The organism is Wujia sp., from assembly GCF_056872695.1.
This window is the reverse complement of record NZ_DBMFCD010000004.1, coordinates 1-17391: the sequence shown is the minus strand read 5'-3', so window position 1 is coordinate 17391 and position 17391 is coordinate 1. Positions and strand designations below refer to the sequence as shown.

17 protein-coding genes are annotated in these 17391 nt (G+C 44.5%); 14 read left to right on the top strand and 3 right to left on the bottom strand.

The window, feature by feature from the left end:
* Nucleotides 1–100 precede the first annotated feature (100 nt).
* Nucleotides 101–697, top strand: coding sequence for an N-acetyltransferase (locus ACZQK9_RS05210; protein WP_483269873.1), 597 nt, complete (start codon nt 101–103; stop codon nt 695–697).
* Nucleotide 698: 1 nt separating this feature from the next.
* Here ACZQK9_RS05210 and ACZQK9_RS05205 read toward each other — a convergent pair whose 3' ends face one another.
* Nucleotides 699–1583, bottom strand: coding sequence for a helix-turn-helix domain-containing protein (locus ACZQK9_RS05205; RefSeq protein ID WP_483269872.1), 885 nt, complete (start codon nt 1581–1583; stop codon nt 699–701).
* 116 nt (nt 1584–1699) lie between these two features.
* On the opposite strand from ACZQK9_RS05205, the gene ACZQK9_RS05200 reads away from it, so the two are divergent.
* The 5 genes from ACZQK9_RS05200 to ACZQK9_RS05180 all read left to right on the top strand — a co-directional run bounded on the left by ACZQK9_RS05200 (nt 1700) and on the right by ACZQK9_RS05180 (nt 5735).
* Nucleotides 1700–2332, top strand: coding sequence for a TetR family transcriptional regulator (locus ACZQK9_RS05200; protein ID WP_483269871.1), 633 nt, complete (start codon nt 1700–1702; stop codon nt 2330–2332).
* A gap of 120 nt (nt 2333–2452) precedes the next feature.
* On the top strand, nt 2453–3253 hold the full coding sequence (locus ACZQK9_RS05195) for a class I SAM-dependent methyltransferase (protein ID WP_483269870.1): 801 nt from the start codon (nt 2453–2455) through the stop codon (nt 3251–3253).
* Nucleotides 3254–3472: 219 nt separating this feature from the next.
* Nucleotides 3473–4342: a LysR family transcriptional regulator gene (locus ACZQK9_RS05190; RefSeq protein WP_483269869.1), complete on the top strand. Its 870-nt coding sequence runs from the start codon at nt 3473–3475 to the stop codon at nt 4340–4342.
* Between the two features lie 141 nt (nt 4343–4483).
* Nucleotides 4484–4954: a flavodoxin gene (locus ACZQK9_RS05185; RefSeq protein ID WP_483269868.1), complete on the top strand. Its 471-nt coding sequence runs from the start codon at nt 4484–4486 to the stop codon at nt 4952–4954.
* Nucleotides 4955–4967: 13 nt separating this feature from the next.
* Complete coding sequence (locus tag ACZQK9_RS05180) at nt 4968–5735, top strand: carboxymuconolactone decarboxylase family protein (RefSeq protein WP_483269867.1); 768 nt, start codon at nt 4968–4970, stop codon at nt 5733–5735.
* A gap of 184 nt (nt 5736–5919) precedes the next feature.
* Here the strand turns inward: ACZQK9_RS05180 and fliB are convergent, their stop codons facing one another.
* On the bottom strand, nt 5920–7026 hold the full coding sequence (fliB, locus tag ACZQK9_RS05175) for a flagellin lysine-N-methylase (protein ID WP_483269866.1): 1107 nt from the start codon (nt 7024–7026) through the stop codon (nt 5920–5922).
* A gap of 236 nt (nt 7027–7262) precedes the next feature.
* On the opposite strand from fliB, the gene ACZQK9_RS05170 reads away from it, so the two are divergent.
* Genes ACZQK9_RS05170 through cls form a run of 4 tightly spaced genes read left to right on the top strand, consistent with a single transcriptional unit; the run spans nt 7263 to nt 11332 of the window.
* Nucleotides 7263–7712, top strand: coding sequence for a MarR family winged helix-turn-helix transcriptional regulator (locus ACZQK9_RS05170; protein WP_483269865.1), 450 nt, complete (start codon nt 7263–7265; stop codon nt 7710–7712).
* A gap of 40 nt (nt 7713–7752) precedes the next feature.
* The gene (locus tag ACZQK9_RS05165; protein WP_483269982.1) at nt 7753–9051 is read left to right on the top strand and encodes an MATE family efflux transporter; all 1299 of its coding nucleotides are present in this window, start codon (nt 7753–7755) and stop codon (nt 9049–9051) included.
* 60 nt (nt 9052–9111) lie between these two features.
* Nucleotides 9112–9738, top strand: a complete 627-nt coding sequence (locus ACZQK9_RS05160; RefSeq protein ID WP_483269864.1) for a lactate utilization protein — start codon at nt 9112–9114, stop codon at nt 9736–9738.
* 34 nt (nt 9739–9772) lie between these two features.
* Complete coding sequence (gene cls / locus ACZQK9_RS05155) at nt 9773–11332, top strand: cardiolipin synthase (RefSeq protein WP_483269863.1); 1560 nt, start codon at nt 9773–9775, stop codon at nt 11330–11332.
* A gap of 7 nt (nt 11333–11339) precedes the next feature.
* Here the strand turns inward: cls and ACZQK9_RS05150 are convergent, their stop codons facing one another.
* A complete protein-coding gene (locus tag ACZQK9_RS05150) occupies nt 11340–12620 on the bottom strand; it encodes an amidohydrolase family protein (protein ID WP_216506160.1) in 1281 nt (426 codons plus the stop codon).
* A 276-nt stretch (nt 12621–12896) separates the two neighbouring features.
* On the opposite strand from ACZQK9_RS05150, the gene ACZQK9_RS05145 reads away from it, so the two are divergent.
* From ACZQK9_RS05145 to ACZQK9_RS05130, 4 genes are all read left to right on the top strand, one after another.
* Nucleotides 12897–14231, top strand: coding sequence for an MATE family efflux transporter (locus ACZQK9_RS05145; RefSeq protein ID WP_118734377.1), 1335 nt, complete (start codon nt 12897–12899; stop codon nt 14229–14231).
* Nucleotides 14232–14771: 540 nt separating this feature from the next.
* Nucleotides 14772–15155, top strand: coding sequence for a VOC family protein (locus tag ACZQK9_RS05140; RefSeq protein WP_483269862.1), 384 nt, complete (start codon nt 14772–14774; stop codon nt 15153–15155).
* 95 nt (nt 15156–15250) lie between these two features.
* Entirely contained in the window at nt 15251–15922 is a 672-nt protein-coding gene (locus ACZQK9_RS05135) for a DUF5680 domain-containing protein (protein ID WP_483269861.1), read from the top strand.
* A gap of 260 nt (nt 15923–16182) precedes the next feature.
* Nucleotides 16183–17112: a calcium/sodium antiporter gene (locus ACZQK9_RS05130; RefSeq protein ID WP_483269860.1), complete on the top strand. Its 930-nt coding sequence runs from the start codon at nt 16183–16185 to the stop codon at nt 17110–17112.
* Nucleotides 17113–17391 lie beyond the last annotated feature (279 nt).

The following is a 17391-nucleotide window of genomic DNA, read 5'->3' as shown; positions in this document are numbered from 1 at the left end:
TAAAGCTAACTTGTAAAAAACTATAATACAATAAAATTCAACTCATCAAACAGGTACAAACAAAAGTAGTATATCAGGAAAAAAGAAGGGGAGAGAAATCATGAAGGTAACAACGTTAGATACACAGGTGGCAGAGCAGATCGGGCATGCGTTTGGATATTATGATTATGGAGAGGAAGTCGGAATGGGTGCATTTTACCGCAGCAAGGATGCGGTCGCAACGTATATTGCCGGGTATGTTCGGATGGCATTTGAAGGCGGTATGCTCTACACGATAAGCGAACGGGGCGAGGGCTATATCGCTTACAAGGTGCCGGGACAGAAATTGAAGCTTAGAGCAGGCATGCAGCTTGTAAAAGCGCTGTTTCATTCGATGAGCCTGAAAGAATTGATCCGGATGGGACAGGCAGTTTCCAAGGGAGGAACGTCGCTGCAGGATCGGATGAAAAAGGAAAAGAAACCCTATATATTCGTCGGCATGGTCTGTGTGCCGGAACAATATCAGGGACAGGGTTACATGCGGAAGGTGATGGAGATTGCCTACGCAGAAGGCAACCGGCTGCAGGTTCCGGTGCTTCTGGAGACAGATGCGAAGTCGAAATGCGACAAATACATGCACCTTGGCATGCAGCTTGATGGTATACGTGATTTAGGCAAATATGGAAAATTATATGATCTGGTCAAATATCCGGATTGATTTATCCAAGATGACCGTGGTATTTCCTGAGATAGTATACGCCGGAAATACCACCCGGAATCCCGATCCAGAGTATCATAGCACCAGATGTCACAAGCCCAAAATCCGGAACTGTCAACGTGCAGGCGACATACAGCAGGACAATGGGAAGTGAGATATGCCCCAAAATGTTATGTGCAATTTTCCACGTCTCTTCGTCCCGTATGGTCCAAGGCAGTCGCAACCCTGTGTACCGGTTGTATGGAATTCTTGGACATAGAATACCGGATGCAAGCATGATACAGCTTATAAAAGACATTGCAAATATTTTCTCGCCATTTTCAGAAAACGTTATAACATCAAGTGCTGTCAGACAGGCAACAAGAATCCCGATTATCAAAAATCCGATATTGATAAGTGTGGTCACGCGAAGGGTGCCAATACGCAGATCATCTGTAGTTTCATTTGTCAATAGAGCAAGATTACGATACAAAATGATGGCTGCGCTGATCATGCATATACCGGTTAACAGGAGAGACACCAGTTCGTTTTTTACAATCAATGCAACCAGCATGGTTAAGAATGTAAGAAATAAAATAGTACCTCTTTTTCTGCCTGCCTGAAGATGCTTTCTTTCCTGCTGATTTTTTAGAGCCAGTTGTTCATTCAGGTCCGCTAATTGATCGGCAAGTGCCTGATGATTGTTTGGTTCTGTTTCTATTCCGAGCAGCTGGCTGACCGATACGTCAAGCACGTCTGCAAGACGAATCAGCACATCGGCATCCGGAACAGATAAACCGTTTTCCCATTTGGACACAGTCTGGCGGACAACATGCAGCTTCACAGCCAGCTCTTCCTGATTGAGCCCTTTTTCTTTTCGGAAATGTTTGATATTCTCGTTGATCATTGTTTTACGTCCTTTCCTATGTGGTAAGCATAGCATCATTATACGAAGCGTTTATGCCGAATGCAAGCAATGAAAATTAACATTGGAAAAAAGACTGTGAAAACCAAAAAACAGACTTGACAAGTGAGTTAGAAGAGACTAACATAACAAGTGTTATGGTAGATGAAAAACAACAGACAATCGAAAAGATCAAGCAGACGGCACTGGAGGAATTCTATGAGAATGGTTACGCGAAAGCGAGCCTTCGGACGATATGCCGACGTGCGGGCGTCACGACAGGAGCGATGTATTTTCATTTTGAGAATAAGGAAGCATTGCTTCGGGCAATCTTAGAGCCGCTGATGAAACAATATGAGCTGCTGCAGAAGACTTTGATGCAGCAGGAATTACAGGAACCGGAGAATGGGGCACAGTTGGATGTGCAGATGATGCGGTTTGTGCTCGAACATCGGCGCGAAGCGATTCTTGTGATGGAGAAGGTGCAGGGAAGCTGCTATGAGCAGTATCGCTCGGTGATCGAGTCGATGATGGAGCAGGCAATCGAGACGTTTTATAAGAGCAGGATGCTGGAACCGCCAGATCCGGCACTCATTTCGATACTGGCGAAGATTCGATTGGATGGATGTCTGGAGATATTGAAGGGAAATTATGATATGGAATATAGTTTATATTTGACCGAGAAGATCGGCATTTATGCCGCCGGTGGAACTGAAAAATTAATACAGGACTTAAATGAGCTTCACGGCTGACCGCTGTGGAGCTCATTTTTTATAACATAACAAATAGTAACAACTGTTATGTCGAAAAACAATAAAAGTTTACCAGAATCAGGTAGAAGCAAGACTAATAAAAGGAAGCGAGGCAATCACATGAACGAAAAAACAAAAGTACAGGTACAGGGAGTTCCGGAGACAATGCTGCAGACATTATATGCGAGAGCGCAGGAGTCAAAGAAGCCGAACCATCATATCTACGACGAGCGGGCAATCGAAGTGGTATCTCGTCTGGATTATGATTTCTCCAAGGCGGAAAGCGACAAGGCGATGAGCTTGGGCGTAATCGCGCGGACGATCGTGCTTGATAAATTGGTTGGAGATTTTCTGTCTCATTATCCACATGCTGTTGTCCTGAACATCGCATGCGGTATGGATACACGCTGCTATCGGATGGAAGGAAAATACGACCGTTGGTATAACATTGATCTGCCGGAGACGATGGCAGTTCGGAGTCGTTTCTTCGAGGAGCAGGGGCCGATCTTCCAAATTGCAAAATCTGCTATGGACGCAAGCTATATGGAAGACATCGAGTATCATGGCGAGCCGGTGCTGGTGATCATTGAGGGCTTGACGATGTATCTATCCGAGGCGGATGTCAAGCAAATATTCGATATTCTGGACAAGCGGTTCCCGAAAGCAGTCGTGCTTGTAGAGACGATGTCACCGTTTGTAGTAAAGCATATCAAGGAAAAATCCATCGAGAAGAGTGCGGTGAAGTTTTCGTGGGGTGTAAAAAATGGCGCGGCACTGGAACAGATAATTCCACAGTTTAAGAATAAGCGTGATGTCAGTTTGGTTGAGGGGATGAAAGTATTGATGCCGATTTACAAGGTGATCGGAAAGATTCCTGCTGTGCGGAATTTCTCAAATAAAATCTGCGTGATGAAGAAATAGTGATATAATAATTCTGTCATGCAAATAAGCAGCGAGACTGCTGGCAGGCGGAGCTGCTTATTTATATGACAGATAAACAGACATAAGCATGTAGGGTGATAACCCGGAATGCGCATGGCTGTTACGATTTCGAGAGTTCGAAGAACGGAGAAATCGTTATTATATAATTCCGTCATGCATAATTCTGTCATGCAAATAAGCAATAAGGAGAATCAATAAATGGAGCTTCGGGTATTACGCTATTTCCTGACCGTGGCAAAGGAGCAAAGCTTTACGAAGGCAGCGGAGCAATTGCATATCACTCAGCCAACGCTGTCCAGGCAGCTTGCGGCGTTGGAGGAAGAGCTTGGAACAGTGCTGTTCAACCGGGGCGGACGAAATGTTACGCTGACCGACGAGGGAATCCTGCTCAAGCGGCGTGCCCTTGAAATCATCGATCTCGAAAATAAGATCTGGGAGGAGTTCAAGGAAAGCCAGGTCGTCGATGGAACGATCATGATTGGATGCGGTGAGTTCGCAGCAGTGGAGCTGCTGGCACAGATCTGCGAGCGGTACCGGGTGAAATATCCGATGGTTCAGATCCGGGTGCATACCGGAACGGCAGATACGATCTATGAGATGATGAACAAAGGACTGGTTGACATCGGGCTCTACATGGAGCCGGTGAATCTGGAAGGGCTGGATTACATCCGTTTCCCGGAGAGCGACCGCTGGGTTGTTGGCATGCGACCGGATGACCCGCTGGCAGAAAAAACATATATTACGAAAGAGGACTTATTGCCGTTGCCGCTGATATTGCCGGAGCGGTCGGGCGTACAAAGTGAGCTTGCAAATTGGTTTGGCAAGGACTTTGCGAAGCTGAACATAGCATTTACAAGCAATCTCGGTACAAATGCAGCAATCCTGGCGATGCAGGGGCTTGGTTATCCGATCTCCATTGAGGGTGCCGGTAGATACTGGCGATCCGACCTGCTTGTGCAGAAAAAGTTGTATCCGGAGATCACGGCTGGCACTGTGATTGCATGGCGCAGGAATATTCCGTACGCACAAGCTGTCCTCAAATTCATTGACGAGATCAATGCCTTTTAGGCATAATAAAACATTCAATGTAAGTATTAGACATAATACAATACAATAATTATAATCAAGGTGTAGGAAGAAAGAGACTACACCTTTTTTAGTGGTTGTTAACACTATATGCTTCACGGATTATAGTAAGGAGGACAAGAAATGAGTAAGAAATTAGTCGCATATTTTAGTGCAAGTGGAATTACAAGAAATGTCGCAAAGATGGTAGCAGAGGCAGCAGGCGCGGACCTGTACGAGATCACCCCGAAGGAAGCCTACACAAAGGCAGACTTAAACTGGATGGATAAGAAATCAAGAAGCAGCGTGGAGATGGCAGACAAGAAGATCCGTCCGGAAATCACAGATACCGACGCGAAGATTGCAGAGTACGATGTGATTTTCCTCGGTTTCCCGATCTGGTGGTATGTAGCACCAACGATCATCAACACATTTCTGGAGAAATACGATTTTACAGGCAAGAAGATCGTGCTGTTCGCAACATCCGGCGGAAGTGGATTTGGAAATACGGTAAAGGAGTTGCAGCCATCCGCACCGGGTGCACAGTTTGTCGAGGGTAAGCTGCTTAACCATGCAAATAAAAAAGAAATCGAAGAACTGGTAAAAGAATTTTAGGAAGGATAACAACATGGCGAAGATCACACAGACAGCAGGCAGAAATGCACTCGGAGAATTTGCTCCGCAGTTTGCACATTTTAATGATGATGTATTATTTGGAGAGAACTGGAACAACGAGGATATTGATGTCAAGACACGGAGCATCATTACCGTAGTTGCACTTATGGCACAGGGAATCACAGATTCTTCTCTGAAGTTCCATTTGCAGAATGCGAAGGCGCATGGTGTGACACAGAAGGAAATCGCTGCGATCATTACCCATGTAGCATTTTACGCAGGATGGCCAAATGGATGGGCAGTATTCAATCTGGCAAAAGAAGTCTGGGAGGTGGATGAGGGTGACCTGCCTTACGAAGATCCAGCGATGCGTGCACATGCAAAGGAAATGGTATTCCCAATCGGACAGCCAAACGATGCATTTGCACAGTATTTCATCGGACAGAGCTATCTGGCACCGGTATCCACCAGTCAGGTTGGTATCTTTAATGTCACATTTGAACCGGGCTGCCGGAACAACTGGCATATCCATCATGCAAAGAGCGGTGGTGGACAGATTCTTGTATGCGTAGCCGGACGTGGATATTATCAGGAAGAGGGCAAGGAAGCAGTCGAATTGAAACCGGGTGACTGCATTAACATTCCGGCGGAGATTAAGCATTGGCATGGCGCTGCACCGGATAGCTGGTTCAGCCATCTGGCAGTGGAAGTACCGGGCGAGGAGACATCCAATGAGTGGTGCGAGCCGGTAACAGACGAGGAATATGGTAAGTTGAAATAAAACATTTAGGATTGCAGGTGATTGTGCGGAGTGGTAAATAATGGCAATCGCCTGTCCTTAGATGAAAAAACAGGCCGGAAAAAATGTACAAAACAACCACATACAGGTCAGAAAAAATGTAGTTTTTATGATTGCATAGCCCGGAAAAAATGTACAAGTTATATCATTTTTGTAGAAAAAGTAATTATTTCCCAACCACCAGCGCAAAATATCCCCAATCCCAGATCGGGGATGCAAAACTATTTTCCAGGTATTCGCGGATATCCGCATCTTCATAACCGGTCATGCGTGACAGGATCACGATGTAGTCACGGACGGTTTCAGAAGAAAGATGATTTGCTCCTTCGGCAGAGTAAAGAAGAAAAAGGCTCTGCCGGATGGATGCATATTCCATGGCAATCCATTCGAGATGTAACAACATATCGTCAATCGTATCCTCCGGCATAAGCAGGTCGGAGAATATTTCGTTTGCCACATAATTGCGAAACAGGATATCGTAGGTATGTAACTGCCGGTGAAAGTCAGCAAGTTTTACATCGTTTGGTACAGTAAATTGTTCTGCGAGCGTAATCAGCGGATTTAAGTAAGGCGCGTACAAGCTTTCTTCGATATAATTTACAGATAAATCCTGTAACAGCTCATTGCATTCCATCCATGTGTCCGCAGCCGGAAGTTCTACGTCGTGGATAGCTGCACGAAGCTCTGCCAGCGAAGCAGGGGAGAAGTACTCAGTTACCTTTGCTATGGTAATCGGTGCGTTTTTTGCCAGCTCAGACAGAATATAAAAGCTTTCTAATAAAGCTTCTTCGATAGAAATATTCGTATCCTGAATCAGATCCATGATCGAAGCGCGGATCAAAAAGAGTGCATCCGGATCAGACACCTGTGGGAAATCCAGCAGCGTATCTCTCCACAGATCAATCACTGCCGGACAGCATGGCATGAGCATCCCTTCCTTGTGGTCGTGAAAGGTATGATATTCCCGCGGGAAGGTTGCACACGTTTCTGAGAGCACAGAATCTCCGTAGGCAGACACCAAGCGGCACAGCTTGGCGTCATCTAAGAAAGGACAGCGATGCATCGCGTCTAAGCCGATTACGCGCTGTCCGTCTTTCTTCGTCGTGTAGGCACTTAAATTTTTGCGGCACTCCGGTACGGTATCCGGCGGAAGAAGCTTCTTCCAGCGGCGGTTCGTGTCTGCATCGACTGCGATTTTCCACTCTTTACAACAGGTGATCGGACATTTGTCCGCAATACAGGTAAATTTATCATAATAATCCGGCGTTAACATAGGTGATTTTAATTCTCCGTTTCTGTATTTAAAGCCAATATCGGCTGACTGTCTAACATAGCGAAATCATTATAAATGAAAAATGGATATAGGACAATATGCGGTTGACAATTCCGGAATACAACTATATAATTACCGATGGTAATTACCACAGGTAATTATAACACGAAACAATCGGAAATCAGTCTGTGTATAGATATTAAATCGAAAAAATGTGATAGGAAAAGGAGAACAGTATGAACCCAGAGAAAATCAAACGTATGATGGATGCCTGTTATCAGGCAAAGCGGGTACGGGAATTGTTGCCGCCCTTACCGGAGGGAGTAACGCCGGCGTATATCCGGTATATTGATGCAATCCACAAATTGAGAAGTGGACAGGAGCGGGTGAAGATATCCGATATCAGTGATTATCTGCAGCTGCCGAGACCGGGAATTACGCGCACGGTAACAGAGATGGTAAAAAAAGGATATCTCACGAAGAAGACATCGAGTGAGGATGGACGAATCACCTATGTTCAGGTGACAAAAAAAGGAGAAGAACTGTCAGAGAAATACGACACGAATTATTATAGCCGCCTCTGTCCGTATCTTGCGTGTATCTCCGAGGAAGAGGCAGATTGCATGATACAGACGATTGGAAAATTATACAATGTGATGAGCGAGAGGAGTGTTGAGATTGAGTAGTGCAAAATCAGATTTTACACAGGGAAATATATTAGGGAAGATGATACGGTTCATGATGCCGATTCTGGGCGCCTTGATCCTGCAGGCGGCATATGGAGCGGTGGATCTGCTCGTGGTAGGGCGGTTTGGAACGACTGCAGGACTTTCGGCTGTATCCACAGGCAGCCAGGTTCTGAATCTGGTAACATTTGTAGTGACACAGTTTGCGATGGGTATTACTGTTTTGATCGCGCGCTATATCGGCGAGAAGGATACGAAACAGATCGGTTCTTTGATCGGTGGAGCAACAGTTGTATTTGCAATTATCTCAGCGGTGTTATTTGTTGTGATGATTACGCTGGCACATCCGATTTCCGTGTTGATGCAGGCACCGGAGGAAGCGGTTGAAAAAACAGCGGTCTATGTGCGGATCTGTGGTGGTGGTATCTTCTTTATCGTGGCATATAATGTGCTTGCGGCGATTTTCCGTGGACTTGGAGACAGCCAGTCACCGCTGATCTTCGTGGCAATTGCATGTGTGGTTAATATCGTAGGAGATCTGACACTGGTCGCAGGTTTCCATATGGATGCCGCAGGTGCCGCAATCGCGACTGTATTTGCGCAGGCAGTCAGCGTTGTTTTCGCATTGATTATGCTCGTCAGGAAACAGCTGCCATTTACGATTACGAAGAAGGACTTCCGGATTAATGTGAATTGCAAACGTGCCATGAAGGTTGGACTTCCGCTTGCTTTGCAGGAGTGCCTGACGCAGGGCTCGTTCCTTGCACTCTGTGCATTTATCAACCGGTTAGGACTCATGGCATCCTCCGGGTATGGTGTGGCATGCAAGATCGTAAGCTTCGCTATGCTGATTCCGAGTGCATTGATGCAGTCGATGGCATCCTTTGTATCGCAGAATGTCGGTGCCGGAAATGAAAAGCGGGCGAAGAAAGCGATGTTTACCGGTATCGGAATCGGACTTGCAATTGGTTGTATCGTGTTCGTATTTGTGTTGTTCAAGGGTGATCTGCTCACAGCGATATTTACAAAGGATACCGCAGTTGTACAACGTGGATACGAGTATCTGAAGGGCTTTGCACCGGAGACAATCTTGACTGCCATCTTATTCAGTATGATTGGTTATTTCAACGGACATGACCGGACCGTCTGGGTGATGATGCAAGGACTGATGCAGACACTTCTCGTGCGGCTTCCGCTTGCCTATTATATGAGTATCCAGCCGGATGCAAGCCTGACGATGATTGGACTGGCAGCACCAATTGCGACCATATTTGGAGTTATACTGAACGTAGTGTATTACCAGATTCATTATGGACGCAGAAAAAATGCAACTGCATGATTCTATATGCGTAAAATTGTGCTAAAATAAAAGACACGCATAGAGAATGGAGGAAATAGCATGAATGAGAATATGAAAAAAAGAAATGAGATTCTGGCACAGACCGTTATCAAAGGACTGGAGTCCCGGAACATGACCGGTTATTATGCAGCAGATAAGGGAGAAGCTTTGAAGCTGGCACTGGAGATAATCGGCGAGGGCAGCTCCGTTGCGATGGGGGGGTGTCAGAGCGCACATGAGATTGGTCTTGTGGATGCATTGCAGGCAGGAAATTATAATTACATTGATCGTTCGAATATGACACCGCGTGAGGGACTGCTGGCAGCATATGATGCAGATGTATTCTTGTCGAGCGCCAATGCGATGACGAACGACGGTATCATTGTAAATATCGATGGAAATTCCAACCGTGTGTCCTGTATCGCACAGGGTCCGAAGCGGGTGTTATTCATCGTGGGAATGAACAAGGTCTGTTCCGATCTTGACGAGGCGATGAAGCGTGCCAGAAATGTGGCAGCTCCGGCGAACGCCCAGCGGTTTGATGTGAAGACACCGTGCAAGGTCACAGGCAAATGTTCCGATTGTAAATCTCCGGATACACTCTGTTGCCAGTTCCTGATTACAAGGTTCTCGCGTCATGAGGGAAGAATCCATGTGATTTTAGTGAACGATACACTTGGTTATTAATGCATTTGTCAGGAATTTATGAGAGGGAATTATTATGCAGAAAAATACGTTAGAAGGGAAAGCCAAAACAAAAAACGGGATTAAACGGTTATGCTTTTGTGCCGTGTGTATTTTGCTTGAAGTTATATTTATAGTTTCCATGATAACAAGACTGAACGAATATGCTGAGATTGTAAATCTTCTGACACGTTTGCTTGGAACAATCCTTGTATTGGCATTATATGCGTCAGATCAGACCTCATCCATGAAGATGCCGTGGATTATTCTGATACTGATATTCCCGATCATGGGTGTTGCGTTATATCTGCTGATTGGTTTAAATGGTGGCACACGGAAGATGCGCAAACGGTATGAGAAAATCGACAGCCGCATTTTCCCATTGATCCCGGCTAACAGAGATAATCTGGAAAGATTACGTTTGCAACTCCCCAAAGCCGGAAGTATCTCCACGTATATACAGAGAAATTCAAGCTATCCGGTGTACCGGAATACAGATATCACATATTATGATGAAGCAATCAAGGGGCTTCATGCGCAGCTTGCAGATCTGGCGAAGGCAGAACATTTTATCTTTATGGAATATCATGCAATCGAGGATGCGGAAGCGTGGCATATGGTACAGGAAGTATTGGAAGACCGCGTAAAGGCGGGAGTGGAAGTCCGCGTATTCTATGATGATATGGGGTCAATTGGATTTATCAATACAGATTTTATTAAAAAGATGGAAAAAGTCGGTATCCGGTGCAGAGTATTTAATCCATTTACCCCTGGATTAAATATGTTTTTAAATAACCGGGATCATCGTAAGATTACGGTGATTGACGGTAAGGTAGGATTTACCGGAGGATATAATCTCGCAAATGAGTATTTTAATATGACCCAGCCATACGGTATGTGGAAGGATACAGGTATTCGTTTGGAAGGAGATGCGGTAAAATCCCTGACCGTGACGTTTCTGGAGATGTGGAACGCCGTGAGTGACAAGGATGCGGATGATGTGGATGTTGAGAAATACCTTACACCGTCCGGCTACCGGGCAAGACAGGCTGGTTTCGTGCAGCCGTATGCAGATATTCCAACCGATGATGAACAGGTTGGAGAGGAAGTCTATATCAGTATCATAAATAAAGCAGAGAAATACTGCTGGTTTATCACACCTTATCTCATTATCACGGATGAGATGACACATGCATTATGTCTGGCAGCAAAGAGGGGTGTGGATGTACGGATTGTCACGCCGGGAATTCCGGATAAGAAGCTGATTTACAACGTTACGCGTTCGTTTTATCACGGATTGGTTAAGCATGGAGTGCGGATCTATGAGTGGACACCGGGATTTTGCCATGCGAAAATGAGTGTGGCAGATGATTGTATGGCAACCTGCGGAACAATCAATCTGGATTACAGGAGCCTGTATCATCATTTTGAGAACGGCTGTTTCATAGTTGACAATCCTGCTGTATTATCTATCCGACATGATCTGGAGAAAATGATGCAGGAGAGCAGGGAAGTGACAGAAAAATATTGTTCCGGACGCAGTGCGTATCTGCGTCTGGGACAATTATTCATGCGGTTATTTGCAGGACTGTTGTAGAAGTATTTTACAGGAATTTATCCAGTTCTGTTTCCACCTGTTTTTTCTTTTTAACCTTCGGATGGTCGATGATCGTGCCTCTGGCAACCACCATATCTACGTTGCGGAGCGCACGCAGATCATCTAAAGGATTCTTCGCAGTGACAATCAGATCGGCTGCTTTCCCCTTTTCAATCGATCCCGTGATATCGCCGATTCCGGCAAGCTCGGCGCTTCGCGCGGTTGCCGTATAGAGTGCAAATGCATTCGAGACACCCACGTATTTGTGGAAGTAATAAAGCTCACGCCAGAAATCGTACTGCGTGATCCATGGGCAGCCGACATCATTGCCAAGTACAACCGGGATATCGTTTGCCAGTGCCTTCTTGGAGCAATCTACGATTCCTTCGAATACGACATTGCCATTAAATTGCTCAACTTCGGTCGCATTTGTGATAGAGCGGTCGAAGAGCGCATATGGCAGAGCCGGTGAGATCGTTGTGCAGAGGAATGCCCCCCGTTCCTTGAATAATTCAATCATCGCATCATCCATCTTCGCACCGTGCTCGATCGAGTCGACACCATTTTCCAGAGCCATGCGGACACCCTCCGGAGATTCCACATGGGCGGAAACAATATAGCCGTCGGCATGTGCTTTGTCGCAGACGGCACGCACCATATCCGGCGACATCTTCAGCTCGCCCGGGACACCCTTTTCTTTGGCATCTAACACACCGCCGGTAATCATGAGCTTCACTAAGTCAACCTTTTCCTTCTTTGACTGTTCGAGATGTGCAAGTGCTTCCGGGATGGAGGCAGCGGCAATCGCAACCGAACCTGCCATGTGTCCACCCGGAACCGAGATGCCCTCGTTGGCAGCGAGGATACGCGGACCCACCTTTGTTCCGGCGGCAATCTCATCCCGCAGGCGGGTGTCGAAGCTTCCGAGTCCGCCGACCGTCCGGATCGTCGTGACACCACTTAGCAGTTCATCCTTCGCAAAGTCGGAAACCATCTTGTAAGCGACGGCACGTGTCAGGGAAGAACGCATTATCTTCTTCACGAGTTTTTCATTGTCACGCTGTTTTTTCTGCGGCTTTCCATTTCCGGCAAGATGCACATGCATGTTGATGAGACCGGGCATGATATAACGTCCCTGTAAATCTATGGTTTCGTAGCCGGAAAGATCGGCTGTATCCGGTACGATATCGGTGATTGTGCCATCCTGTACGAGGATGCAAAGCCCGGTCTGCACCTGCATGTCTTTGGTTCCATCCAGTATCTTTCCATTTGTAAATGCGTAATTCATAAGCACCCCTCCGTTCTTAATTCTATGTCCACTATACAATAGTTGGAGATGATCTGGCAATATTCGGGATCGCAGGAATGTCATGCAAATTGACAATTCTGAAACGGGTATCTGTCGCGGATTCCGGCTGTGGCATGAGTGAACATGTATATTTACATTTTGAATACACCTGTGCTATACTGTGCGCAGAAAATTTGTGTGAATTTTTCTAATGAATATTTTCGTCACACCCATTTGTTTGGGTGTGACTTTTTATTTTGGAAAGGAGCTGGTACTATGGAAACGGATAACAAAATGGGACAGGAACCGATAAATAAGCTGATTTTGCAGATGTCCATGCCGCCGTTATTCTCTATGTTTTTGCAGTATTCATACAATCTGGTGGATAGTATGTTTGTTGCAAAAATCAACGAGCAGGCGTTGGCTGCAGTTTCGTTGTCTTTCCCGATTACAACTTTGATGAATGCGTTGTCTATCTGGCTTGGCGTCGGTGTTAATGTACGCATAGCCAGTTATCTCGGACAGAAAAGGCAGGAGAAGGCAGACCGCGTAGCAACACTTGGATTGATTGTCTCTGTGATTCTTGGAATATGCGTGAACCTGTTCGTGCTTGCAATCATGAAGCCGTACTATCGTGCCTTTACAAATGATGCGCAGATATTCTCCTATGGCATGACCTATATGCAGATATGTGCATTTATGCAGATCCCGAATATGGTGCATATTCTAATTCAGAAAGAGTTGCAGGCGACCGGAAATATGCTTGCTCCAATGTGGTTTCAGATTGCGGGAGTTGTATTTAATTTTATATTTGATCCGTTGTTGATCTTCGGGATTGGACCATTCCCGAAAATGGGAATCGCAGGAGCGGCACTTGCCACGGTGCTTGGATATACTTTATCCATGTTGATCGCATTGGTTATGATTCTGTTTACGAAGCAGAAGGTGCGTCTGCAGTTCCAGGGATTCCGCATTGAGGGGAAGATGTTAGGTGATGTGTTTGCCAGCGGACTGCCGTCCTTTATCATGAATGCGCTTGGATCATTTATGGTGACCTTTGTAAATATATTTCTGGTAGCATATTCAGACACTGCAGTGGCGTTCTTCGGCGCGTATTTCAAGGTGCAGCAGCTGATTGTTATGACAGTAAATGGTCTGATTCAGGGATGCCTGCCGATTATGAGCTTCAATTATGGCGCGGGAAAGAAAGATCGGTTACAGCAGTCGTATCGCAGTGGAAGAAAGATTGCGACATGCATGATGGCAGTTGGAACATTGTTGGTGTTGGTTTTCCCCAATCAGATATTAGCACTGTTTTCTGCATCAAAAGCTATGCGGGAGTTCGGCATTCCGGCTATGCGGATTATGGCAATCGGATTTATATTCAGTGGGATTTCAACGATGGCTGCTACCTATGCGCAGGCGACGAACAAACTGATACAGAGTATTGTGATTCAATTGCTGCGGCAGGCAGTTCTGCTTCTTCCGGTTATGTGGGTCTGCAATTTGTTATTCCATATATGGGGAATCTGGATTGCGTTTCCAATTACCGAGATAGTCGTTATGATTGTATCCATACTGATTGTAAAAAGTGATAAAATATCGCGATAAGCAATCTATAAATATAATTGACATGAAAAAGGTAGAATGATAATATAATGTTACAAAGTGCTACCGATAGACGGTTAGCCTTGATAATGTTTAGTTATAAAAATAACCGCTCACAGTTTACCAGGCTGGGCGGTTATTTTTGTGTCTTATCATTGCTCTTAGAACCAACGGCATAACCAAGAGCAAAGCAAGTAATACATAAGCTGATAATGGCTATAAAAAGCTCCGTTGTAAGCATAAGCACAAACCTCCTCGACAGATTTCCTAAAATGGATTTCTATGTAAACACAAGCTATAACTCTTGTGGAGAAGGCTAACCGCCTACCGAATAGGGTAACACCATAATCATTATATCAAACATATGTTCGAGACACAATAAAAATATTAAATAAAATTGAGCAATAAAATAATATGGTTCATGGGCAGTAATATGTTGTTAAATATGTTCTTGCAGGTTTATATTTTTTTGATAGAATAAAACATAATAAAGTGGATTTAGTATTTATGAGAAACGGGCGGGAAACATGGAAAGGAGTCAAAATGAGCTTAATTAGAGGGATTCATCATGTATGTCTGAAATGTGCCAACGAAGAGGAATATAAGGAAGTGGTACATTTTTACCACGAGATTTTAGAATTAGAGATTGCCAGAACATGGAGCGAAGGCACTATGTTCCGGTTTGGTAATGCAGTATTGGAAGTGTTCGCAAATGGCGGAGGAAAAGCGGAGACAGGAATTATCCGGCATTTTGCCCTTGCAACCGAGGATGTAGATGCCTGCGTGGAAAAGCTGAAGGCAGCAGGGTACGAGGTGTTTGTGGAACCAAAGGATATTGTGATTCCATCTAATCCGGAATATAAGGCAAGAATCGCGTTTGGCAGAGGACCACTTGGAGAAGAAATTGAGTTTTTTCAGGAGCGATAGGAAGGATATGTATAATAATAGTAGCAAAATAGCAATTATCGGTTTATGTAATAAATGCTTAAGATAAAGTACGATGATTGTGGAGGTGATATGAAATGATTTTTTCACAAAAACTACAATTAATTCGTAAGAATAAAGGTTTGACCCAAGAGGAACTGGCAGGAAAACTGGATGTATCCAGACAGGCTGTAGCGAAGTGGGAGTCTGGGCAGGTATATCCTGATATTAGTAACCTTATTCAAATCAGCAAGTTGTTCAATGTTACAGTCGATTATTTAGTGAAAGACCAAGAATGTACTGTCAGCTGTTTCGATCATAGTGGAACAGACGTCGATCGCCTTATTGAATTTCGTTTAGAAGCAAATGTTAATACATATGCTGCTTATATGGATGAGACGGATTCAACGCGATTGGATTCTCATGATTTTTCATATAGCAATGGTTCTTATACATATCATGATACATACGTTGGTGGGGAACAGTTTGCTGGTGAGGAAGCTATATGGTATGAAGGTAAATCACAGTATGCAATGAATTACATAGGACGCGTTTTGAATCAGAATTTCAGTGGCGATTTTTTAAAGGAAGCTCTTCGCAAAGCCGATAAAAAAATGCCATTTAGAGGACCAGAGTATTATCAATCGGGACAATATATCTATAAGTGTAATGTAGTTGGAGATTTTTCCTGGTTTCAAGGTTATGAAGAAATTTACTGTGAGAATGTTAAGATATATGAATGCTATTTTCACGGTGGAATAATGAAGTGATTCCAGAAACTAACGTTAAAAGAAATAAAATACATATATGAAAATTTATTTTGCTACTTGATTCATAAAAATCAATCTGTTAGAATACACATATAAAAAGGGAGTAGCTTGCCGGTCGCGGTTCACTTCTTCGTCAAGACAGTTATTGAAACATATAACTCGGAAAGTGATGAAATAGCGAGACTTTTACTGTTTACGCAGTAGGAGTCTCTTTTTTTATACCTACTGCAAAATAAAACAAAGAAAGAGAGGTAGAAAGGATGTTCTTGAAGGTTGTTATTTTGTTGGTAGGTTTTTTGTTTCTCGTGAAGGGGGCAGACTGGTTTGTGGAGGGGGCGGCGAGTATCGCGAAGAAGCTCGGGATTCCGCAGCTCATCATTGGTCTGACGATTGTAGCGATGGGAACGAGTATGCCGGAGGCGGCGGTCAGTATCACGGCGGCGTTGCAGAAGAATGCGGGAATCACGATTGGAAATATTGTGGGAAGTAATATCTTGAATATTCTGATTATTCTTGGTGTGACAGCGGTGATCACGAATGTAGCAATCCAGATGTCAACATTTCGTTATGAGATACCATTTATGATGGTAGTTACGATCATACTGCTGGTATTTGGAATAACCGGTGGGGAAGTGACATTCGTAGAAGGTATTATTTTCTGGGTTTTGTTCCTGATATATCTTGGTTATCTGTTTGTGATGGCGAAGAAAGGAACCAATGAGGAAGAGGGCGAAACAAAGGATTATCCGGTATGGAAATGTATTCTTTTCATGGTGATTGGTGGTGTGCTCGTTGTAAAGGGAAGCGATTTCGCGGTCAGCGGAGCATCTGCAATCGCACGGTATTTCGGTATGAGCGAGCGGTTTATCGGACTTACGATTGTAGCGCTTGGTACCTCACTTCCGGAGCTTGTGACATCTGTCACAGCAGCGCGGAAAGGAAATGCGGGAATCGCAATCGGGAATATCGTGGGCAGCAATATTTTCAATATCTTGTTCGTAATCGGTACAACTGCACTCATCTGTACAGTGCCATTTGAGAGCAAATTCATTATAGATACGATCATTGCGGTTGTGGTTGGTGCAATCTTGTGGATCGGTACATATAAGCATAAGGAGCTGCGGCGTCCATGCGGCATCTTTATGCTGCTATGTTATGTGGCGTATTTCGTGTATCTGTGTATGATGTAAAGGATGTGTGTTGGGGAAATTCTTTTTCTTTGACTTTTTCTCCCCAATAAAAGTATGTATATAGCAAGCTGGTTGGGGGTATTTTTCGTAATTCGAAAAATCCCCCCAATGATAATTGTTAATCTGGTAATTTCACTGGGTGAAAAAATCTAATTTCAAAAAATTTCTCCAAACCCACTGAAGTGGTAAACTAATTTTGGACACAGAGGGGGGTATTTTGGGACACAGATATATTATAATCAATACATGAACTAATTATCTGTGGGCATCCATAACTCC